Origin of the sequence: Janthinobacterium sp. FT14W, assembly GCF_009208755.1 — a bacterium.
Taxonomy (GTDB): domain Bacteria; phylum Pseudomonadota; class Gammaproteobacteria; order Burkholderiales; family Burkholderiaceae_D; genus Janthinobacterium; species Janthinobacterium violaceinigrum.
The window spans coordinates 1-18,915 of record NZ_WFLL01000025.1 but is presented as its reverse complement, the minus strand read 5'-3'; the positions used below and the strand labels follow the sequence as shown (position 1 = coordinate 18,915).

At 63.4% G+C, this 18,915-nt stretch carries 13 protein-coding genes; 4 read left to right on the top strand and 9 right to left on the bottom strand.

Translation table 11 applies throughout. From position 1 onward, the window contains the following. Nucleotides 1–64 precede the first annotated feature (64 nt). Both GCN74_RS17145 and GCN74_RS17140 read left to right on the top strand, forming a co-directional pair. Nucleotides 65–520, top strand: a complete 456-nt coding sequence (locus GCN74_RS17145; RefSeq protein ID WP_010393827.1) for an Lrp/AsnC ligand binding domain-containing protein — start codon at nt 65–67, stop codon at nt 518–520. Nucleotides 521–721: 201 nt separating this feature from the next. Beyond that, nucleotides 722–2,281 (top strand): methyl-accepting chemotaxis protein, encoded by a 1,560-nt coding sequence (locus GCN74_RS17140; RefSeq protein ID WP_152257803.1) that lies wholly within the window; start codon nt 722–724, stop codon nt 2,279–2,281. Nucleotides 2,282–2,420: 139 nt separating this feature from the next. On the opposite strand, the gene GCN74_RS17135 is transcribed toward GCN74_RS17140, so the two are convergent. Beyond that, nucleotides 2,421–3,401, bottom strand: a complete 981-nt coding sequence (locus tag GCN74_RS17135) for a LysR family transcriptional regulator (RefSeq protein WP_152257802.1) — start codon at nt 3,399–3,401, stop codon at nt 2,421–2,423. 191 nt (nt 3,402–3,592) lie between these two features. On the opposite strand from GCN74_RS17135, the gene GCN74_RS17130 reads away from it, so the two are divergent. After that, entirely contained in the window at nt 3,593–3,898 is a 306-nt protein-coding gene (locus GCN74_RS17130; protein WP_152257801.1) for a hypothetical protein, read from the top strand. 66 nt (nt 3,899–3,964) lie between these two features. Here GCN74_RS17130 and GCN74_RS17125 read toward each other — a convergent pair whose 3' ends face one another. From GCN74_RS17125 to GCN74_RS17105, 5 genes are all read right to left on the bottom strand, one after another. Beyond that, nucleotides 3,965–4,561, bottom strand: coding sequence for a chalcone isomerase family protein (locus GCN74_RS17125; protein WP_152257800.1), 597 nt, complete (start codon nt 4,559–4,561; stop codon nt 3,965–3,967). Between the two features lie 113 nt (nt 4,562–4,674). After that, nucleotides 4,675–4,941, bottom strand: a complete 267-nt coding sequence (locus GCN74_RS17120; RefSeq protein ID WP_152257799.1) for a YfhL family 4Fe-4S dicluster ferredoxin — start codon at nt 4,939–4,941, stop codon at nt 4,675–4,677. A 14-nt stretch (nt 4,942–4,955) separates the two neighbouring features. Then, on the bottom strand, nt 4,956–5,453 hold the full coding sequence (coaD, locus tag GCN74_RS17115; RefSeq protein WP_152257798.1) for a pantetheine-phosphate adenylyltransferase: 498 nt from the start codon (nt 5,451–5,453) through the stop codon (nt 4,956–4,958). A 112-nt stretch (nt 5,454–5,565) separates the two neighbouring features. Continuing rightward, nucleotides 5,566–6,225: a 16S rRNA (guanine(966)-N(2))-methyltransferase RsmD gene (gene rsmD / locus GCN74_RS17110; protein ID WP_152257797.1), complete on the bottom strand. Its 660-nt coding sequence runs from the start codon at nt 6,223–6,225 to the stop codon at nt 5,566–5,568. 91 nt (nt 6,226–6,316) lie between these two features. Next, nucleotides 6,317–7,222 (bottom strand): DUF6279 family lipoprotein, encoded by a 906-nt coding sequence (locus tag GCN74_RS17105; protein ID WP_193317132.1) that lies wholly within the window; start codon nt 7,220–7,222, stop codon nt 6,317–6,319. Nucleotides 7,223–7,249: 27 nt separating this feature from the next. On the opposite strand from GCN74_RS17105, the gene glmU reads away from it, so the two are divergent. Further along, complete coding sequence (gene glmU, locus GCN74_RS17100) at nt 7,250–8,626, top strand: bifunctional UDP-N-acetylglucosamine diphosphorylase/glucosamine-1-phosphate N-acetyltransferase GlmU (RefSeq protein ID WP_152257796.1); 1,377 nt, start codon at nt 7,250–7,252, stop codon at nt 8,624–8,626. A 431-nt stretch (nt 8,627–9,057) separates the two neighbouring features. On the opposite strand, the gene GCN74_RS17095 is transcribed toward glmU, so the two are convergent. From GCN74_RS17095 to GCN74_RS17085, 3 genes are all read right to left on the bottom strand, one after another. Beyond that, entirely contained in the window at nt 9,058–10,728 is a 1,671-nt protein-coding gene (locus GCN74_RS17095) for a ShlB/FhaC/HecB family hemolysin secretion/activation protein (RefSeq protein WP_226939090.1), read from the bottom strand. Nucleotides 10,729–10,762: 34 nt separating this feature from the next. After that, the gene (locus tag GCN74_RS17090; protein ID WP_152257794.1) at nt 10,763–16,732 is read right to left on the bottom strand and encodes a YDG domain-containing protein; all 5,970 of its coding nucleotides are present in this window, start codon (nt 16,730–16,732) and stop codon (nt 10,763–10,765) included. A 340-nt stretch (nt 16,733–17,072) separates the two neighbouring features. Beyond that, nucleotides 17,073–18,915: sensor histidine kinase (locus tag GCN74_RS17085; RefSeq protein ID WP_152257793.1), on the bottom strand; the 1,843-nt coding region annotated here is incomplete at its 5' end.

The following is an 18,915-nucleotide window of genomic DNA, read 5'->3' as shown; positions in this document are numbered from 1 at the left end:
CTAGCAATAGATAGTTTTTGATGCGACAATTTAACCAAATAATATTAATTTGGGGGTGATAGGAATGCTGGACAAGATCAGTAAGAAAATCTTGATGGAATTGCAGAGCGATGGACGCATCAGCAATGTGGAGCTGGCCGCGCGCGTGAACCTGTCGCCGGCCGCCTGCCTGGAGCGCGTGCGCAAGTTGCACGAATCGGGCTACATCATGGGCTATACGGCCCAGTTGAACCCGCAACTGCTCGACGTGTCGCTGCTGGTGTTCATCGAAGTCGTGCTCGATCGCACGACGCCGGAAGTGTTCGACGCCTTCAAGCATAGCGTACAAATCATTCCAGAGGTACTGGAATGTCATATGGTGGCGGGCGGTTTCGATTATCTGGTCAAGGCGCGCGTCAAGGACATGGCCGCTTACCGCGAATTCCTGGGCAAGACCCTGTTGCAGAAAGGTGTGCGGGAAACCCACACTTATGCCGTCATGGAAGAGGTCAAAAACACGACCAAATTGCCGATTAAGTGACCCTGGTGTAGCCGCCCCACTTTTCTGATTGAGCTATCGGAACAAATGTTGTAGGGTAGAACTACAATTCTGCTATCCGGTAGCCGCCTGAAACGCCGCGCAGACGGGACGTTCAGGGTGCAAAGTGGGCAATCGTGCCCACCCGCATACGGTTACGGCACGTCCCCGGGGGGCGTGACGGGTTCGCGCAGCGGGGGACAAATGAAGCAGTTGCAGCATCAGCTGGTGCGTTTCTTTGTATTCACGATCCTGGCCATGGCCGTGGCCTGTTGCCTGGCCTATCTGCTGCTGCTGTCGGGCGGCGACCATCCCTATCTGATCGCCTGCGTGGCTGCCGCCACCGGCGCCGCGCTGCTGGCGTTTGCCGGCCGCCCGCGCGGCGAGCCCGGCTTGCACCAGTTCGCCGACACGGTGGGCAATGCCATCGATGCCATCATGATCGGCGCGGCGGAAACCTCGTATTTTGTCGATTCCGTCAAACAGAAGGTGGAACTCGATGTGCGCACGGCCAGCGACATTGCCGACAGTTCCGCACAAAATGCCGTGATGACGGAAAAGATTGCCGCCAATGCGGAACGGGCCGCCAAGGTGGCCGCCGGCGTGCGCGTGGAAAGCGTGGCGGCGCGCGCCGAAGTGGATCAGGGCCTGCGCCGCATCAACCACGCCCGCGAGGAAGCGCAAGGCGCCTCCAGCGCCATGCTGAGCCTGCAGGACAAATCCAAACGCATCACGGGTTTCACGGAAGCCATTTCCGATATTTCCGCGCGCACCAACTTGCTGGCGCTGAACGCCGCCATCGAGGCGGCGCGCGCCGGCGAACACGGGCGCGGCTTTGCCGTGGTGGCCGGGGAAGTGCGGCAATTAGCGCAGCGCACCAAGGAAGCCTCCGATGAAATCAGCGTGATGGTGCGCGAAATCAACGAACAGTCGGAAAAAGCGGCGCGCGGCATGAGTTCGCTGGCGGCCGGCGTGACGGAAGCGGCGCGCAATGTGGAAAGCGTGCATGCTTCGCTCAGCCATATCGAGGAATCGTCGGGCGTGTCGGAAGACGAGATCGGGCAAATCGCCCGCGCCTCGCGCGAACACGTCGACACGACGCAAGTCATTGCCGACGCCATCGTGCAAATCCGCGACAGCATGTTGTCGACGAATGGCGAATTGCCGCGCGCCACGCAGTCGGCCATGGCCCTGGCCGAGCGGGCCGAAGTGATTGCCAGCGCCCTGGGCGAGTCGAGCGTGGCCACGCCGCACGACGAGATCCGCGAAGCGGCCCAGCGCGCCGCGCGCGACGTGGGAAAACTGTTCGAGCAAGCCATCGCCTCGGGCCGCATCACGCGCGAAGCCCTGTTCGACCGCCACTACCGGCCCATCCCGAACACCAATCCGCCCAAGCACAACACGAAATTCGACGCGTTTACGGACAAGGTGCTGCCGGACCTGCAGGAAGGCGTGCTGGCCGCCCTGCCCCATCTGGCGTATGCGGGCGCCGTCGACAACAATGGCTATTTTCCGACGCACAACAAGAAATTTTCCCAGCCGCTGACGGGCGATTACGCCACCGATATCGTCAATAACCGTACCAAGCGCATCTTCAGCGACCGCACGGGCGCGCGCTGCGGCAGCAACACCAAGCCCTTCCTGTTGCAGACGTATAAACGCGACACGGGCGAAGTCATGCACGATTTGTCCGTGCCCATCCATGTCGACGGCAAGCACTGGGGCGGTTTCCGGGTCGGTTACCGCTCCAGCAGCCACGCATGATGAACATCTGATTAAATCTACTGTGCGTCGTAACTTGCGGCCTGCGATGCTCACTGTGCTTGAGCACAGTTCCGCTTCTCGGCCACAACTTACTTCCGCTCGCTACGATTTTCTCAGACGTTCGTGCCGCTAATGTTTTTCACTCGACGTGCGGCTTCGGCGCCACGCCGCCGCCGGCTGCCGTGGCCGTGCGCAAGGTGGGCGTATTCATGCTTTCCAGGTGATTGCGCAGCCATTTGTGGGCGGGGCTGCGCGCGTCGCGCTCGTGCCACAGCATGTCCAGGTGGACGGCCGGCAGGGTCAGCGGCAAGTCCTTGTACAGCAAGGACTCCGTCATGCCCGTCGAGGCGATCAGATGGCGCGGCAAGACGGTGATCAGGTCGGAATTGGCCACCACGCGGCCGGCCGTGAAGAACTGGTTGACCGTCAACAAGATGCGCCGTTCGCGGTGGATCTGCGACAGCGCCTCGTCGATCAAGCCATGGGCGCGGCCGGAAAAGCTGACCAATAAATGGTTTGCCGCGCAATAGTTATCCAAGGTCAATTCCTTGTTGGCCAGCGGATGGCCGCGCCGCATCACGCACACATACTTGCCGGAATACAGGCGCTCGTGGCGGATGGGCGACCCCGTTTCGCTGGACAATTGCGCCGCCACGCCGGGAAAGAAGCCCACGGCCAGGTCGATATCGCCGCGCAGCAGCATGGGCCGCGGTTCGCGCGTGGTCAGCGGCATCATGCGCACGTTGACGCCGGGCGCTTCCCGTTCGATCGAGCGCATCAGCGAAGGCAGCCAGAACGCAGCAGTCGCATCGGCCATGGCCATGCGGAACGTGGCATGCGTTTTCGACACGTCGAAGGTTTCCGGCGTGACGGCCGCTTCCAGGCTGGCCAGGGCCGAGCGCACGGATGGCCACAGCGCTTCGGCACGGGGCGTGGGTTTCACGCCATATGCCGTGCGGATCAGCAATTCGTCACCGAGGCTTTCGCGCAGGCGTTTGATGGCGTTCGATACCGCCGGCTGCGTCATCGCCAGGTGGCCGGCTGCGCGCGTCAGGTTTTGTTCCGTCATGACGGCGTCGAAAACGCGCAGCAAGTTCAGATCCAGCGTCAGAAAACTCATGGAAAGCCCAAGATAAAAGTTGAATTGATTACTTAAGAGTGTAAACCGCGCCGGGCACGAATATTTTCACTCGTAAAAAAATATTACAGTTTCCATTCACGATTCATATAATTGGTATCAATAAATGGAATTAGATTTATATGTTGCACTGCACTATAGTACTGGCAAATTCTATAATGCACTGGAACAGTATGTCTACCTTCGCCTCCGCCCTGTACGCAGTATCCGCACCCGTGCTGGAGATTTCCCTGCTCAACGCCCTGCAACTCGTGCTGCTGATCGTGGCCGTGGGCGCGTTCGCCCTGCTGTTCAAGCCTTTGCTGGTGGGCATCGCCCGCGCCATGGTGCTGGTGGTGCGTCCCAAACTGAGCCGCGAAGAGCGCCTGGCGCGCCAGCAGATGCGCGAAGCGCAAGCCTTGCAACGCACCCTGGGCAAGATGGATGGCGTGTCGCCAAGCAATGCGGCCGAATTGCGCGCCCTGTCGACGCGCGCCTGAGCGCTAAACTGTTGCAAAATAACAAGCCGGCCTGCGCCGGCTTTTTTTACGCCTGCCGCCAGCCGATTACGCCATGTCGCCCAGCAAATGTGCGCGCAGCAAGGTGTCGGCCGGATGGGCGCCGATCCAGATTTTCAGCAGCGCATTATAGAAAGCCAGGTCCGGCACCGTGTCGCCCACCTGCTTGCCGTTCAACTTGCACAAGGTTCCCTCTTCCGGCAGCCAGTCCACGGTCAGGATGTCGCCCTTTTTCAGGCCCGGCACCATTTCGAACATGGCGCCGAACTGCATCGTCTGGCTCAGCAGGCGCGTGCGGTCGGCCTGGTCGGAACTGCGCTTCAAGCCCTGCATGAAAGCTTGTCCCAGCTCGTCGGAGGTGATATCGCGCAGCATGACGATCTCGAGGCGGCGGGGCCCGGGCAGCGCCAGGATGTCGGCCAGCTGGGTTTTCTTTTCCGGCAGGTACAGCGCGATCGTGTAGACCTTGAAGATGATCTTGTAGCGCACGCCGGCGCCATTGAGTTTCAATTCGCGGCTGGCCAGCTGCACCGTGTCGTCCAGCTTGACGCCGCCCACGTCGACGGCCATGGCGGGCTGCGCCAGGATGCCGCATACGCAGGCGGCCGCCAGCGTACGGATCAAACGGGATGTGCTTATTTGCATCTTCTACCTCCGTGGATAACCATGTGCTGCGGAACAGCCAGCACACAGTGTAGAACAGTTGGCAGAAGCTGGCGCCACGCAGACGTGGCCCGGAAGTGGCGTGGGAGAAACGTTTAGACTTTGGAAGCGGGCAGTTCCGCCTGCAGGCGTTCGTACTTGGCCATCAATTGCTCGGGGCTTTCGCGCCAGGCGGGATTGAAGGGGATGCAGCTGACGGGGCACACTTGCTGGCATTGCGGCTCGTCAAAGTGGCCCACGCATTCGGTGCACTTGTTGGGATCGATTTCGTAGATTTCCGCGCCCATGTAGATCGCGTCATTCGGGCACTCGGGCTCGCAAATGTCGCAATTGATGCATTCGTCGGTGATCAGTAATGCCATGATTTCACTCTTACTTATTGCGATGAGGCAGCGTTGGCGGCAATCTTGTTTTGCAGCCAGCGGTTCACCGAGGGGAAGACAAACTTGGAGACGTCGCCGCCCAGCGCCGCGATTTCGCGCACGATGGTGCCCGAAATGAACTGGTACTGGTCGGACGGCGTCAGGAACATGGTTTCGACATCGGGCAGCAGGTAGCGGTTCATGCCCGCCATCTGGAATTCGTATTCGAAGTCGGAGACGGCGCGCAAGCCGCGCACGATGACCCGCGCCTCGTGCTCGCGCACGAAATCCTTGAGCAGGCCGGAAAAGCTTTCCACTTGCACGTTCGGATAGTGGCCCAGCACTTCGTTGGCGATTTCCAGGCGTTCGTCGAGCGAGAAAAACGGTTGCTTGTTCTTGCTGTCGGCCACACCGACGATCAGCTTGTCAAACAGACCCGATGCGCGGCGCACCAAATCTTCATGACCGCGCGTGAGCGGATCGAATGTTCCTGGATAAACGGCTACAACCATTGCGGCTCCCTGACGATGCACCAATATAGACGCGCATTATGCCTGAAATTGGTGAGCACCTTGGTGCTGTGCCTCGGGCCAGGGAGCCTTTTTGCCTTATTTATAGGCAGATTCAGGCAGTTGCCGGTACTTTGTTGTAAGTTAGCAAATGATAATAAACGGTGCCCGCCTTATCGGCGCGGATGACTTCCCACGGCGCCATCCACTCGGGTTTTTCCAGTGCGCTGGCTTCGTCGAAGACCAGCGGCAAGCCCGATTCCGCGTACACCATGCCGCCTTCCTTGAGCAGCTTGGCGCACAGCGGCAAGGCTTTCGCCAGGAAATCCTGCTGGTATGGCGGGTCGAGGAAGATCAGGTCGAAACGCTGGCCGCGCGATGCCAGGCCTTGCGCCGTCAGCAACGCATCGCCGCGCAGCAGCTGGACATTGTCAGCGCGCAATTTTGCCTTGTTCTCTTCCAGCTGGCGGATCACGGGCGTGTGCGTGTCGACCATGGTGACGGACGCCGCGCCGCGGCTGGCCGCCTCGAAGCCCAGTGCGCCGCTGCCGGCGAACAGGTCCAATACCTGGGCGCTGGCCCAGTCGCCGTCGCGCAAGTGGTTGATCCAGTTGAACACGGTTTCGCGCACGCGGTCCGGCGTGGGGCGCAAGCCCAATGCCTGCAAAACAGGCAGCACGGAGCGCTTCCACTGGCCGCCGATGATGCGCACCTGGTTCGGTGGCGGCGCGTGGTGGACGGGAACTTTGGCGGGTTTTTTAATCTTTTTTTGCATGGGGATTTCTTCGATTCGATGGCGGCCACTATAGCATATGGCCCCCTCGCCCAGCGCCAGGCCCCCGGCTGGCGCTGCTGTTCGCGTGCGCTTATTTCGGCGCGCTGGCGAGCGCATTGAAATCGTCGATCCAGCCCTGCATGCGCTTGATGGCGTGGGCTTTTTGCGCGGGCGTGGCGATCTTGATCACCGTCAAGACCATCTGCGCCGTGCTCGCTTCATAGCTGTCAAAATAGGCCTTGCGCTCGGAATGCTCGAGGCGCTCGAAACTGTCCTTGATCAGGGTGTTGATCAAGGTCACGCTGGCTTCCTTGCCGAGCTTTTCCTGGTGGATTTTCTTGACCAGGCTCAACACGTTCTGCTGGCGCCGCATGCGTTCGTCGAGCCAGATCTCATTGTTCAGCGGACGCGCGTCGGACGCCTTGCGTATGATGGCTTCCTGCTCGCTGCTGAAGCTGCCGAACCACAGTTCGAATTGCTCCATGGCTTTCTTGTAGCGCAGCTTCTGGCGTTTGTCCTGGTCGCCGCTCAGGTATTTCTTGCGGTAATCATCATTGTTCGACTTGAACTTCTTTTCCATCTGCGCGATTTGCTCGGGCTTGAGCGAGCGGGCCAGGTCGGCCAGCTCGGGCGCCGCTTTCAGCAGCAATGCCTGGGTGCGCTGCTTGATCTCGCCGTAGTCAGCCATCAGGTCCGCTTGCGTGATATTGCCCTGCAGCTGTTTCTGGCCCGTGCGCAGGATTTCCACGTAATCCTTCAATTGCGTCTTGCGGTGCCAGTCGAACAGCTTGTCGATGTCTTCACGCACCCAGCCTTTCTGGTCGCGGTCCAGGTCGACGTACGCGTTCAGCCACCAGTACAGCACGGTATCACCATTGTTGTAGGCCAGGCGCAAGCCGCTGCAGCCGGCCATGGCGACCAGCAGGAGGGCCAGCACGGCATAAGTAAACCGGCTAAAGGGCGTGGAAGACGGGGCCTGCGTGTTAAACTTTTTCATATTCTTAACTTATAAAAATTACGGTCTATGAACGTTGTCATTCTCGCCGCCGGTATGGGGAAACGCATGCAGTCGGCCCTGCCCAAAGTACTGCATTCGCTGGCTGGCAAGCCGCTGCTGTCGCACGTGATCGATACGGCGCGCACCTTGGCGCCGTCCCGATTATGCGTGATTTACGGGCATGGGGGCGCAGCGGTCTTGAAGTTGCTTGACGGATACAACGCCAGCCATGCCGTGCAGATCGACGCTGCCGAGCAGGCTCAGCAGTTGGGCACGGGCCATGCCGTGCAGCAATCGCTGTCCTTGCTGGACGACTCCGTGCCGACCCTGATCCTGTACGGCGACGTGCCGCTGACCAGCGCCGCTTCCCTGCAGCAGCTGGTGCAGGCGGCCGGCAAGGACAAGCTGGCCATCCTGACCGTGGAACAGGACGATCCCTTCGGCCTGGGCCGCATCGTGCGCGACAACGGCGCCATCGTGCGCATCGTCGAGGAAAAGGATGCCACGCCGGAAGAGCGCGCCATCAAGGAGATCAACAGCGGCATCATGGTCGCGCCCACCGTGCAGCTGAAGCAATGGCTGTCGGCCTTGTCGAACGACAATGCCCAAGGGGAATATTATCTGACCGATATCGTCGCCCAGGCCGTGGCCGATGGCGTGGCCGTCACCTCGGCCCACCCGGCTGCCGTGTGGGAAGTGGCTGGCGTCAACAGCAAGGTGCAACTGGCGCAATTGGAACGCATCCATCAGAACAATATCGCGCAAGCGCTGCTGGAACGGGGCGTGACCCTGCTCGATCCGGCCCGCATCGATGTGCGGGGCGAACTGATTTGCGGCCGCGATGTCACCATCGACGTGGGCTGCGTGTTCGAAGGCCGGGTGGAATTGGGTGATGGCGTGCGCGTGGGCGCCCACAACGTCATCATCAACGCCACGCTGGCGGCTGGCGCGCACATCAAGCCCTTCTGCCATATCGAGGACGCCGTCGTCGGCGCCGCTTCCATCATCGGCCCGTATGCGCGCCTGCGCCCGGGCACGGTCCTGGCGGAAGACGTGCACATCGGTAATTTCGTCGAAGTGAAAAACAGCCAGGTCGCCGCGCACAGCAAGGCCAACCACCTGGCCTACATCGGCGACGCCACCATCGGCTCGAAGGTCAACATCGGCGCCGGCACCATTACCTGCAACTACGATGGCGTAAACAAATTCCGCACGGTCATCGAAGACGATGCTTTCATCGGCAGCGACAGCCAGCTGATCGCCCCCGTCACCGTCGGCAAGGGGGCCACCCTGGGCGCTGGCACGACCTTGTCGAAAGATGCGCCGGCAGGCAAGCTGACCGTGTCGCGCGCGCGCCAGGTGACCATCGAGGGCTGGACGCGTCCCGTCAAAATCAAGAAGTAAGCGCGACTTCCATCCTTGCCTACAGGCAGGCCACGTGGCCTGCCTTTTTTATATGTGGATAACTCTGTGGGTAAACCACTGCACAAGTGGCGGATAAGCCTGTGCGCAAGCCTGCGCATAAGCTGTTGGTAAATTTGTCAATGCCGCCTGTCATGCACCTCCCCATCCATTGTCTTCCGATATCAGGCCGCTGCGATGGCTGCAATGGCGTTTACCCGCGTATTGTGGATAAGTCTGTGCGTAAGCTTGCGGATAAGCGCTGGATAGCGCGGGTACAAGTGGGGATAACTGTGTTTTTGCCACCGGCTTCTTCTGCCGTGCTGTGGGTAAGCCTGTGGAAAAGCGCTGCATAGCTAGTGGAAAGCTGGTGGATAAGTATTGCGCTGGATCAATTGACAGCCGGAAACTGGCTTCCGGCTGTCATTGCCGCATCAGAAGCGGCGATTGAGTTCCACCCATAGGCGGGCGGAACTGCGCGAGGCCAGCAGGACGGGCGTGCTGCCGATGGGCTTGGCGACATATGCGCGGGCATTCCATTGCTGCCCGCCAGCCCAGTTCACGCCCAGCCCGGCGCCGTGCAGGCGCGTGCTGTTCGGGCCTGGCGTCCAGCGCTGCTGGTTCACCGTCACGCGCGCGCTGTCGACAAAGGCCACGGCTTGCCATTGTCCCGCGTCGCTGGCGCTGAGCTCATGCCGCCATTCTGCGCTGCCAAAATAACCGAGGTCGCCGGCGGCCGCGCCCACGTCATAGGCGCGCACCGTGTACGGCCCCCCTACGCTCATCTTTTCGGATGAATCGAGGTTGCTGTCCGCCCACTGTCCCGCGAAAGCCAGGTACACGGCGTTGCGCTGGTCCAGGTTTTGCAGGCGCGACAGGTTGACGTTCCATTTCGCGTAATTGCCATGGCTGCGTGCGCTGAAGGCGTCGTTCAGGCGTGCCAGCGGGTCGCTGATGTCGAGCTTGCCAGCCGTCGCGGCCACGCTCCAGCTGGTGACGGCACCGGCCAGGGAGGCATCGCGCACGTCGCCGCCCAGGGTGGCGCTCAAGTTATCCAGGCGGCGGTCGCTGCGCATGGCGCTGGCGTCGATGCGGTCGCGCAAGTGCACCTGGTCGTATTGCAGCTGGATCGACATATTTGCCTCGCGGCTGCGCAGCAGCGGATGGCGCAGCCAGCCACTGGCGACCTGGGCCGTGCCATGTGCGTGCAGCGGCTGCATGGCGCCTTCCAGGCGGTAGCGCAGGGCGGACATGGCCACCCCGGCGCGCGTGCCGGCGCCGTTCAGCAGCAGGTCATAGCCGAGGCGCGCATACGACATGCCCTTGCCCGAGCTGAGCATGCTGGCGCTGGCCACGTCGCCCTGGTGCAGCGGGTTGTACAGGTACACGGTGGCACCAAGGCGGGCGCGTCCCGTGTAGCGGTTGCCATTGTTGTCGAGGAAGGCAGCGCCAGCCACGCTCGGACCGGACCAGGCATCGACCAGCAGGTCGGAGCTGCCCACTTCGGCGCCGGGCTTGAGCGTGGCCGTGATGGCGACATTCGGCACGTCGGACAGCAACAGCAAGCTGCGGTCGAGTTCTGCCTGGCTGATGGTCTGGCCCGTTTGCAGCGGCGCCAGGGTGGCGTGCAGCAAGGCGTCGCTGACATCGCTGCGGTTGTCGATGCCCACCTGGCCGTAGCGCGCTTCGAGTACCTCGATGTGCACGGTGCCCTGGCGGATGGTCTGGGCAGGCACGATGGCGCGCGCCAGCGGATAGCCGTTGAGCCGGTAATAGCTGGTGATGCGGGCAGCCAGTTCTCCCAGCTGCTCCAGCGACACCGTCGTGCCTTGAGCGTCGGCGACGAGCGCCTGCAAGGTGGCCGTATCGAATGCGCTGTTGCCGGCGATCTCGATGCGCGTGACGGAAAATGGCGCGCTGGCGGGCAGCGGTGCGCCCTCTTTCTGCTCGATGCGCAGCGCCGGCGCGCCGGAGGCCGTATTGGCGGGCGTGGCCGGTTGCAACTGGCGCAGGATGGCGCCCGCGTCGGGCACGACCGGGGTGGTCTGGGCGGCAGCCAGCGGCGCGAAGGCCAGCAGCAGCAGGGACAGCAATGGTTGTTGCATCAGGTGTCGCGGAATCGATGAATGAGTCATGGTGTTATTGATTTACGTTGAGCATGTTGGCGGGCAGCTTGACGCCGCCCAGGACGACTTGCAGGGCCGGGCCGCGGCTGCCGATCTGCATCGTGGTGTTTGGCATGGCATTGTCGGCCGGCGCATCCGCCTGCGTGACGGTGATGGTGGGCGCGGCGGACAGCGCGCCGGGACGCGTGTCGGCCACGCTGCCCAGCACTTGCGTTTGCAGTTGCACCACGGCAGCCTGCGCCGGTGGCGGCAGGCTGGCCGACTTCAAGGTCAGGGCGCCGGCATTGCCCTCGGCTTGCACGAAGGCATAGTCGTTTGAAGCCAGGCCGCTACCCGTGATGGCGTAGTTGCCGGCCGGACTGCTGGCCGTGGCCGGGGTGGTCCAGGCCAGGGTGCCGCTGGTGGCGTCCGCCAGCGTGTCGCTGCCCAGCAGGCCGCTGACCTTGCCGCTTAACTGTTCTGGCGTGCGGCCACTCGTCAGGCTGGTGGCCGTGGCCGTCAACAGCAAGCTGGCCTTGGCGATATCGGCCGTGATGTTGCCCGGCTGCACGAGCTGATAGTTGGCCGCGTCCGCACCTTGCAAGGCGTAGCCATCGACGATGACGGCCTTGCCCTGGCCCGCGTGCTTGTCGGCAAAGCGTGCGCTGCCGCCGGCGACGCGCAGTTCATCGCCGCCCAGCGCCAGCACGCTGGCCGTGCCCGTCAGGGTGGCGCCGGTGGTGGCGTCATAGATTTTGTTTGCCGCACCCACGCCAGCGACGGTGACGCTGGCCTTGCCGATATCGGCCGTCACGTTACCCGGTTGCACGAGCACATAGTTGGCCGCATCGGCGCCCTGCAAGACAAAGCCGCCGAGGGTGACGGTCTTGGCGCTGCCGGCGTTCTTGTCGGCAAAGGAAGCGCTGCCGCCGGCGACGCGCAGTTCATCGTCGCCCAGCGCCAGCACAGTGGCCGTGCCCGTCAGGGTGGCGCTGGTGGTGGCGTCATACACTTTGTTTGCCGCACCCACGCCGCTGACGGTGACGCTGGCCTTGCCGATGTCGGCCGTGACGTTGTTCGGTTGCACCAGTACATAGTTGGCCGCATCCGCGCCTTGCAAGGCAAAGCCGCCGAGGGTGACGGTCTTGGCGCTGCCGGCGTTCTTGTCGGCAAAGGATGCGCTGCCGCCGGCGACGCGCAGTTCATCGTCGCCCAGCGCCAGCACAGTGGCCGTGCCTGTCAAAGTGGCGGCCGTGGTGGCGTCATACACTTTGTTTGCCGCACCCACGCCGCTGACGGTGACGCTGGCCTTGCCGATATCGGCCGTCACGTTACCCGGTTGCACCAGCACATAGTTGGCCGCATCGGCGCCCTGCAAGACAAAGCCGCCGAGGGTGACGGTCTTGGCGCTGCCGGCGTTCTTGTCGGCAAAGGAAGCGCTGCCGCCGGCGACGCGCAGTTCATCGTCGCCCAGCGCCAGCACAGTGGCCGTGCCCGTCAGGGTGGCGCTGGTGGTGGCGTCATACACTTTGTTTGCCGCACCCACGCCGCTGACGGTGACGCTGGCCTTGCCGATGTCGGCCGTGACGTTACTTGGCTGTACGAGTACATAGTTGGCCGCATCCGCGCCTTGCAGGCTGTAGCCATCAACGATGACGGCCTTGCCCAGGCCTGCGTTCTTGTCGGCAAAGCGGGCCACGCCGCCGGCCACGCTCAACTGGTCGCCGCCCAGCGCTTGTACGCTGGCCTTGCCCGTCAAGGTGGCGCCGGTCGTCGCGTCATACACCTTGCTTGCGGCGCCCACGCCGGCGACGGTGACGCTGGCCTTGCCGATATCGGCCGTGACGTTACCCGGTTGCACGAGGACGTAGTTGGCCGCATCCGCGCCCTGCAAGACAAAGCCGCCGAGGGTGACGGTTTTGGCGCTGCCGGCGTTCTTGTCGGCAAAAAGCGCATTGCCGCCCGTCAGGCTGAGCTGGTCGTTGCCCAGCGCCTGTACCTTGGCCGTGCCCGTCAGGGTGGCGTGGTTCGTGGCGTCATACACTTTATTGGCCACGCCCGCATCCTGCACGGCCAGCGTTGCCTGGGTGATGGTGGCACGGTGCTGGCCCCCTTCCAGCGTGTAATTGTCCGCCAGGCCACCCTGGCCGTCCGCCAGCACCAGGGTGCCGTTGTTGATGTGCTTGTTTGCGCCGACGTTCTTGTTGTCGAGGCTGCCATTCCCGGAAAGGAACAGACTTTCTCCGTTGACCAGCCCGTGCATGCTCAACTGGCCGGCAGACATGCTGGTGCTGGCGTCATAGGTGCGCATGCCATCGAGCGTGATAACGGCCCGCTGGATCGTCAGCGGCCCGGCCATCATATTGATGTCATAACCTTGCTGGCCGGAGTACGCGTAATTGTCCAGGGCGTTATAGCTGCCGGCATTGCGCATGGCGCCATACAGGCCATTGCTGCTGTAGAGTATTTTCCCGGATTCCGCGGCGCCGGCCAGCGAATAGCGGGCATTGACCAAGCCGCCGGAGTAGCTCTTGCCATCGTAGCTCTTGCTGGTGGCGTCGGCGTTGATGGTCAGCGCCGTCAGGAAGCTGCGCAGCAGCGGCGTGGTCTGGCCTGCATAGATACGCCAGACGGCTTGGCTGCCACCGCCGGTCGCCATGTCCCAACCGTCGAAGCTCGATGGCGAGCGCAGCTCTGCATCGCTCAGGCCCCGCACATTGCTCAAGGTCCCCTCGTTTTCGCCGACGCCCGGTGCCGTTGGCGTATCCTTCCAGAAGCTGTTGCTGATCACGCCCGCATTGCTGCCGACCAGCGCGCCCGTGCTGGAATTGCCTTGCACCTCGCCCGTGGCGTAGCTGTTGCTGACGCTATCGGTGGCGCGGGAACTAAAACCGAGCAAGCCGCCCACATCGCGGTCGCCGCTGACCTTGCCGCTGGCGTAGCTGTTGGCGATGGTGCCGCTCTTGTTGTAGCCGACCAGGCCGCCAGCATTGTCTTCGACCGCCGTGATATTGCCGCTGGCATAGCTGCCGCTGACCTGGGCGATGGCGCCGTCATAGCCGCGGTTGTCGCCCACCAGGCCGCCGACATTGCGCAAGCCGCTGGCGTCGCCCGTGGCATAGCTGCCGGTGACGCTGCCGCTGTTGCTGCCAGCCAGGCCGCCTACGCGGTCCGCGACGCCGCTGACCTTGCCGCTGGCGTGGCTGGCGCTGATGGTGCCGCCGTAGTTTTCACCCACCAGGCCGCCGACGTTGTTGTCGCCGCTGACTGTGGTGCTGGCATGGCTGTTGCTGACCAGGCCCGCGTTCGAGCCGACCAGTGCGCCGACGGCGAAATTGCCCTTCACGCTGCCGTCCAGCAGGCCGATATTGCTGATGAGCGAGCCTGGGTTCGTGTAGCCGATCAGACCCACGTAATCGTACGTCGGCCGGTCGATGGTCAGGCCGCTGACGGTGTAGCCGCGGCCGTCCAGGCTGCCCGTGAAGGGGTGTGCCTCGGTGCCGACGGGCACGAAGCCGGCAGTTGTCCAGACATCCTTGCCGCCTGCCGTGCCGGCCGCGTCGATGTTACTGCCCAGCACATACGCCGCGCCCGGCGCCATGGCCATCAGTTGCAGCTGGTGGGCATTCTGGATGGTGGTCGAGTACTCGGATGCCAGCATCGGATACGTGGCGCCGGCCGCGCCGCCAGCATTGTTCAAGCCGCCATCCACGCTGACCAGCACCCAGTTGTTGCCCGGCGCGCCAGGCGTGGTGGTGAAATTGAATCCCGTAAAACTGCTGGCCGTGCGCATTTGCGCATCCGTCAGGCCGGTGCCGCCGGCCGACGTGGTCTGGCCCGTGCCGCCGATCGACCAAAAACTATTGCGTGTGGCGGGAAGTGCGCCGTTGCTGCCGACCAGGCCGCCCGCGCTGTAGCCGCCAGGCACGATGATCAGACGGCCAGTAGCGAAACTCGTGTCGATCGATCCCATGTTGTTGCCGACCAGGCCGCCTGCAATGCTTTGGCCCGTCACGCTGCCCGTGGCATAGCTGTTAATGATCTTGCCGATATTTTCGCCGACCAGCCCACCGCTTTGCCGATTGCTGCTGACGGCGCCGGTGGCGTAGCTGTCGATGATGGTGCCGTTGTTGCGCGCCACCAGCCCGCCGCTGACGCTTGTGCTGCTGACGTCGAGTGCCGCATAGCTATTCCTGATCGTGCCATGGTTCTCACCCACCAGGCCGCCAGCGTAATAGTGGGTCTTGATGTGACCGCCATTCAAACCGATGTTTTGGATCAGGCCATCCTTGGTGGTGCTGGAAAACAGGCCGCTGCCGTTGCCGTAACCGGACATCATGCTGAGCTGGTTGATGGAATGTCCCAGGCCGTCGAAGATGCCGCTAAAGCCCGTGTCCCTGCCCAGCGGCATGAAGCCCGCATCCCACCAGTCGGGATTCCAGGCGGCAGAGGCGGTGGCGGAAGCGTCGATGTCGGCGCCGAGCACAAAATTGCCGTTCAGTTTGCCATTGATCCCTTGCAGGTCGGTGCCCGTGACACTGCGGTAAGCGCCCAGCTGGGTAATCACCGTGTAGCCGGTGCGCACGCCGTCGGCGCCCAGTTTGGTGCTGAAGTTTTGCCCGGCGGGCAAGTTCACCCGCGCGCCGTTGCCCAGCTGATACACGGCCGTGTTGCCCGCCGCGGCAGCGCCCTGGCCGTATTCCAGCGCCAGGCTGGCCGTGCCGGAACCGTTTAAATTGGCATTGATATTGATGTTGCGTTGCGCGTTCAGGGTCAGCTGGTTGGCGGACCAGCTGACCTGGTCGTTGACATGCACGTCGCCCGCCGTGCCATGGCTGCCCTGCGTGCTCTGGATGAGCACATTGCCGTTGCGCAGATTGTTCGTCAGCACGGCGCCGCTGATGTCGCCGCCGCTGGCGGCGATGGTGAAGTCGACGGGGTCGATCAGCCAGGTGCCGGCGCGGCCCTGTGGCGCTGCCGTGCTGATGCGGGCGTCGTTGCCGATCTTCACATGGGCGGCGCTTGTTTCGATGAAGCCGCCATTGCCGCCTGCGGGGGCGCTGGCATCCAGGGTGCCGGCCACGTGGGTGGTGCCGGCAGCCATGCCGCCAAGCAGGATGATGCTGCCGTCGCGCTGTTCCACGCCGCGCGCCTCGATGACGCCCGTGTTGTTGACGACGCTGGCCAGCAGCGTATCGCGGGCACCGGCGCTCATCAGCACCTGGCCCCCATCGGCGCGGATCAGGCCGCCGTTTTCGGCCAGGTTGTTCAGGGTGCTTTGGTCGATCTGCAACTGCAGCAGGCGCGCGCCGTCAAAGCTCAGGGTGGCGGCGCTGCCGGCGCCCAGGGCGACCGTGCCCAGGCGGGCCGCGATGCTGCCCTGGTTGCTCACTTGCCGGCCCAGCAGGGCAATATAGCCGCCGTCGGCCGCGCGCAGCGTGCCTTCATTGACGACCCGGCCCGTGCCATTGCCACTAAACGCATGCTTGGAGCCGCCCAGGCTGGCGTTGTCGACGTCGAGCGTCGAGGCCACCAGGCCGCCCACGTTGACTTGCGCGCCGCGGCCGAACAGCACGCCGTTCGGATTGATCAGGTACACCTGGCCATTCGCGTTGACCTTGCCGAGGATCTGCGTGCCGTTGCTGTCGAAGATGCGGTTGACGGCCAGCGCGCTGGCCGAGGGCTGGATGAAGTTGACGGTTTCATGGGCGCCCACGTTAAAACTGTTCCAGTTCAGCGCTGCCTGTTGGCTGTCCTGCCGGATGGTGGTGGTGCTGCCCTGCTGGCTGATGCTGGCCGTGCCTGCCACCACCTGTCCGCCCGTGGGCGCGGCCAGCGCCGGTCCTCCCAGCGCCAGCGCCGTCATGGCGGCGGCGGCCGCGGCCAGTTTGCGGCGGCTGCCCTTGCCGCGCCCGCGCGAGGTTTCCGCGACGGCGACCCAGGCGTTCAAGACGTGGCTCCAGACGAGGCGGTAGATGTGGTTCAACGATCCGTGACGGTGCATGCTGTGTCCTTGTTGAGATGAATGGGGATACGCCCGTGCGCCGGCGGGCCTGGCCGGGCTGACGCAAACGGGCAATGGGAAAGAGCGGGTCAGGAACGCGGGGCGAACAAGGAGGGGACGGTGCGGTGGCTGGCGAGTTGGTAGCGGTGCATGTTTTCCTGTGCTGTGCGTGGACGGCGTCCGTTTGCGGCTCTGTTTATTGCTTTTTTAGATATAATCGTTATAAAAAGCTACAAAAATTTCTGAACGGAAAGATATCAGAACAGGGAAATTTAAAATTGAGCAAATCTGAGCGATTCCCGACTGATTTGGTCGGGAATGCGCAGGTGCATGCGGTGGATCAGACGGGCAGGCGCAGGGCGAAACTGATGGTGCCGTTGTTGCCGGCGCTGGCCAGTATCACCTGGCCGCCGTGCAATTCGGCAATGCGCTGCACCAGGTACAGGCCCAGCCCGGCGCCGGGTTTGTGCTGGGCGATGCGGCCACGGAAGTATTTCTGGAACAGGCGGGGGATTTCATCGGCGGGCAGCGCTTCGCCCTCGTTGCTGACGGTAATCTGCACGCGGCCGTCATCGAGCATGCCCGCCTGCACGCGGATCGCCAGGGCTTGCGGCGCGTGCCGGTCGGCATTGCTGAGCAGGTTGCGCAGGGCCACGCGCAGCAGGCTGGCGTCCACCACGACGCTGTCGGGCAGCGTCTGCACGCTCGCTTCGATGCGGCCGGGTGCCCATTCGGCCAGCACGGCCGCCAGCAGGGCGCGCAAGTCGCATGGCAGGGGGCGGAAGGTTGCCGCGCTCGTTTCCATGCGGTCGGCGCTCAGGTATTCATCCACCAGCGCCGTCATGCGGCCGCTGGCCTCGCGCAGGTTCTGGCAGCGCTGCAGGGTTTTTTCGCGCGGCGCTTCCGTATTGCGGGCAATTTGCTGGGCCGTGGTATTGATGATGGCCAAGGGCGTGTGGAATTCATGCGACACCATGGCAACGAAATCCTGCTGCTCTTCGCGGGTGCGGGTTTCCACTTCCAGGGCGGCGCGCAATTCGCCTTCCAGCGCGGCGCGCCGGCCGATTTCCTGCCGCAGCGCCGCGGTGCGCAGCGCCACCTGCTCTTCCAGGCGTTCATTCAGGGCGCGCACGGCGCTGACGGCTTCCGCTTGTGCCCGGTCCTTGGCGCGGCGCAATTCGGCATAGCGGCGGTTGAGGCGCAGACTCATCAGCATCATGTGCACAAAGGCGCCCAGGGTGGCCGCATGGTTGGTCCAGAAGTTCGGCGGCACGATGGCCATATTGCGCAGGAAACTGACCACCACGCCTGCGTAAAAGATGCCGAAGATAAACAGGAAGGCGCGCGCCGGCCGATGCCCGCGCAGCGCCAGCCAGCTGGCCAGGGCGATGAACAGCACGATCAATGGCAAGGCCGTCATTTGCACGACGAGTACGCCAGCCGCATAGTCGCCGTGCAGCACCAGCAGCGCGCCGCACAGCGCGGCGGCGGCCGTCAAGCCCACCACCACGCGGCTGAAGCGCGGATACAGGGCCGGCAGTTCCAGTTGCAAAGTGGAAAAACGCGCCCCGACGGCGATGGACATCGCCATCGACACGCCCAGCATGGGATCGGACAGCCAGTTCGGCATGGCGAAAATCTGCTGGGGAATGGCGATCGTCAGCGCTTCCGTCGTGGCATTCGTCAGCACGTACAGCAGATACCAGCCGCTGTGGGCTTCGCGCGTCATGCGCCAGAAAAAGATATGAAACAGGATCAGCAGCAAATAGCTGCCGAACTGCAAGCCGTAATACAGGTATTCGCGGCGCGACACATCGTCAAAGGTTTCGCTGGGCAACAAGGTCAGTTCGGTGGACATGGCTTTCTTGCTGTGCAGGCGCACCAGCCAGCGCTGCGGCGTGTCCGCCTGCAGGCGCAGCGGAAACACCACCTGGCGCGCGTCGATGGGCCAGTTGCCGCGCGCCACATCGGCGCCCGCTTCCTGCAATACCCAGTGGCCCGCCGCGTCCCAGCGGTACAGCCGCACGTCGTCGAGCACCGCGTTGCTGAAACGCAGGACCCACTCATCGGGAGCGGCGGCCGCGCGCGTCACTTCCAGGCGCAGCCAGACGGCGTCCCGCGTGTAGCCGGCGCTGACGGCGCCGGGCAGCGCGCGCCAGCCGGGCACCGCCAGCGCCGCATCG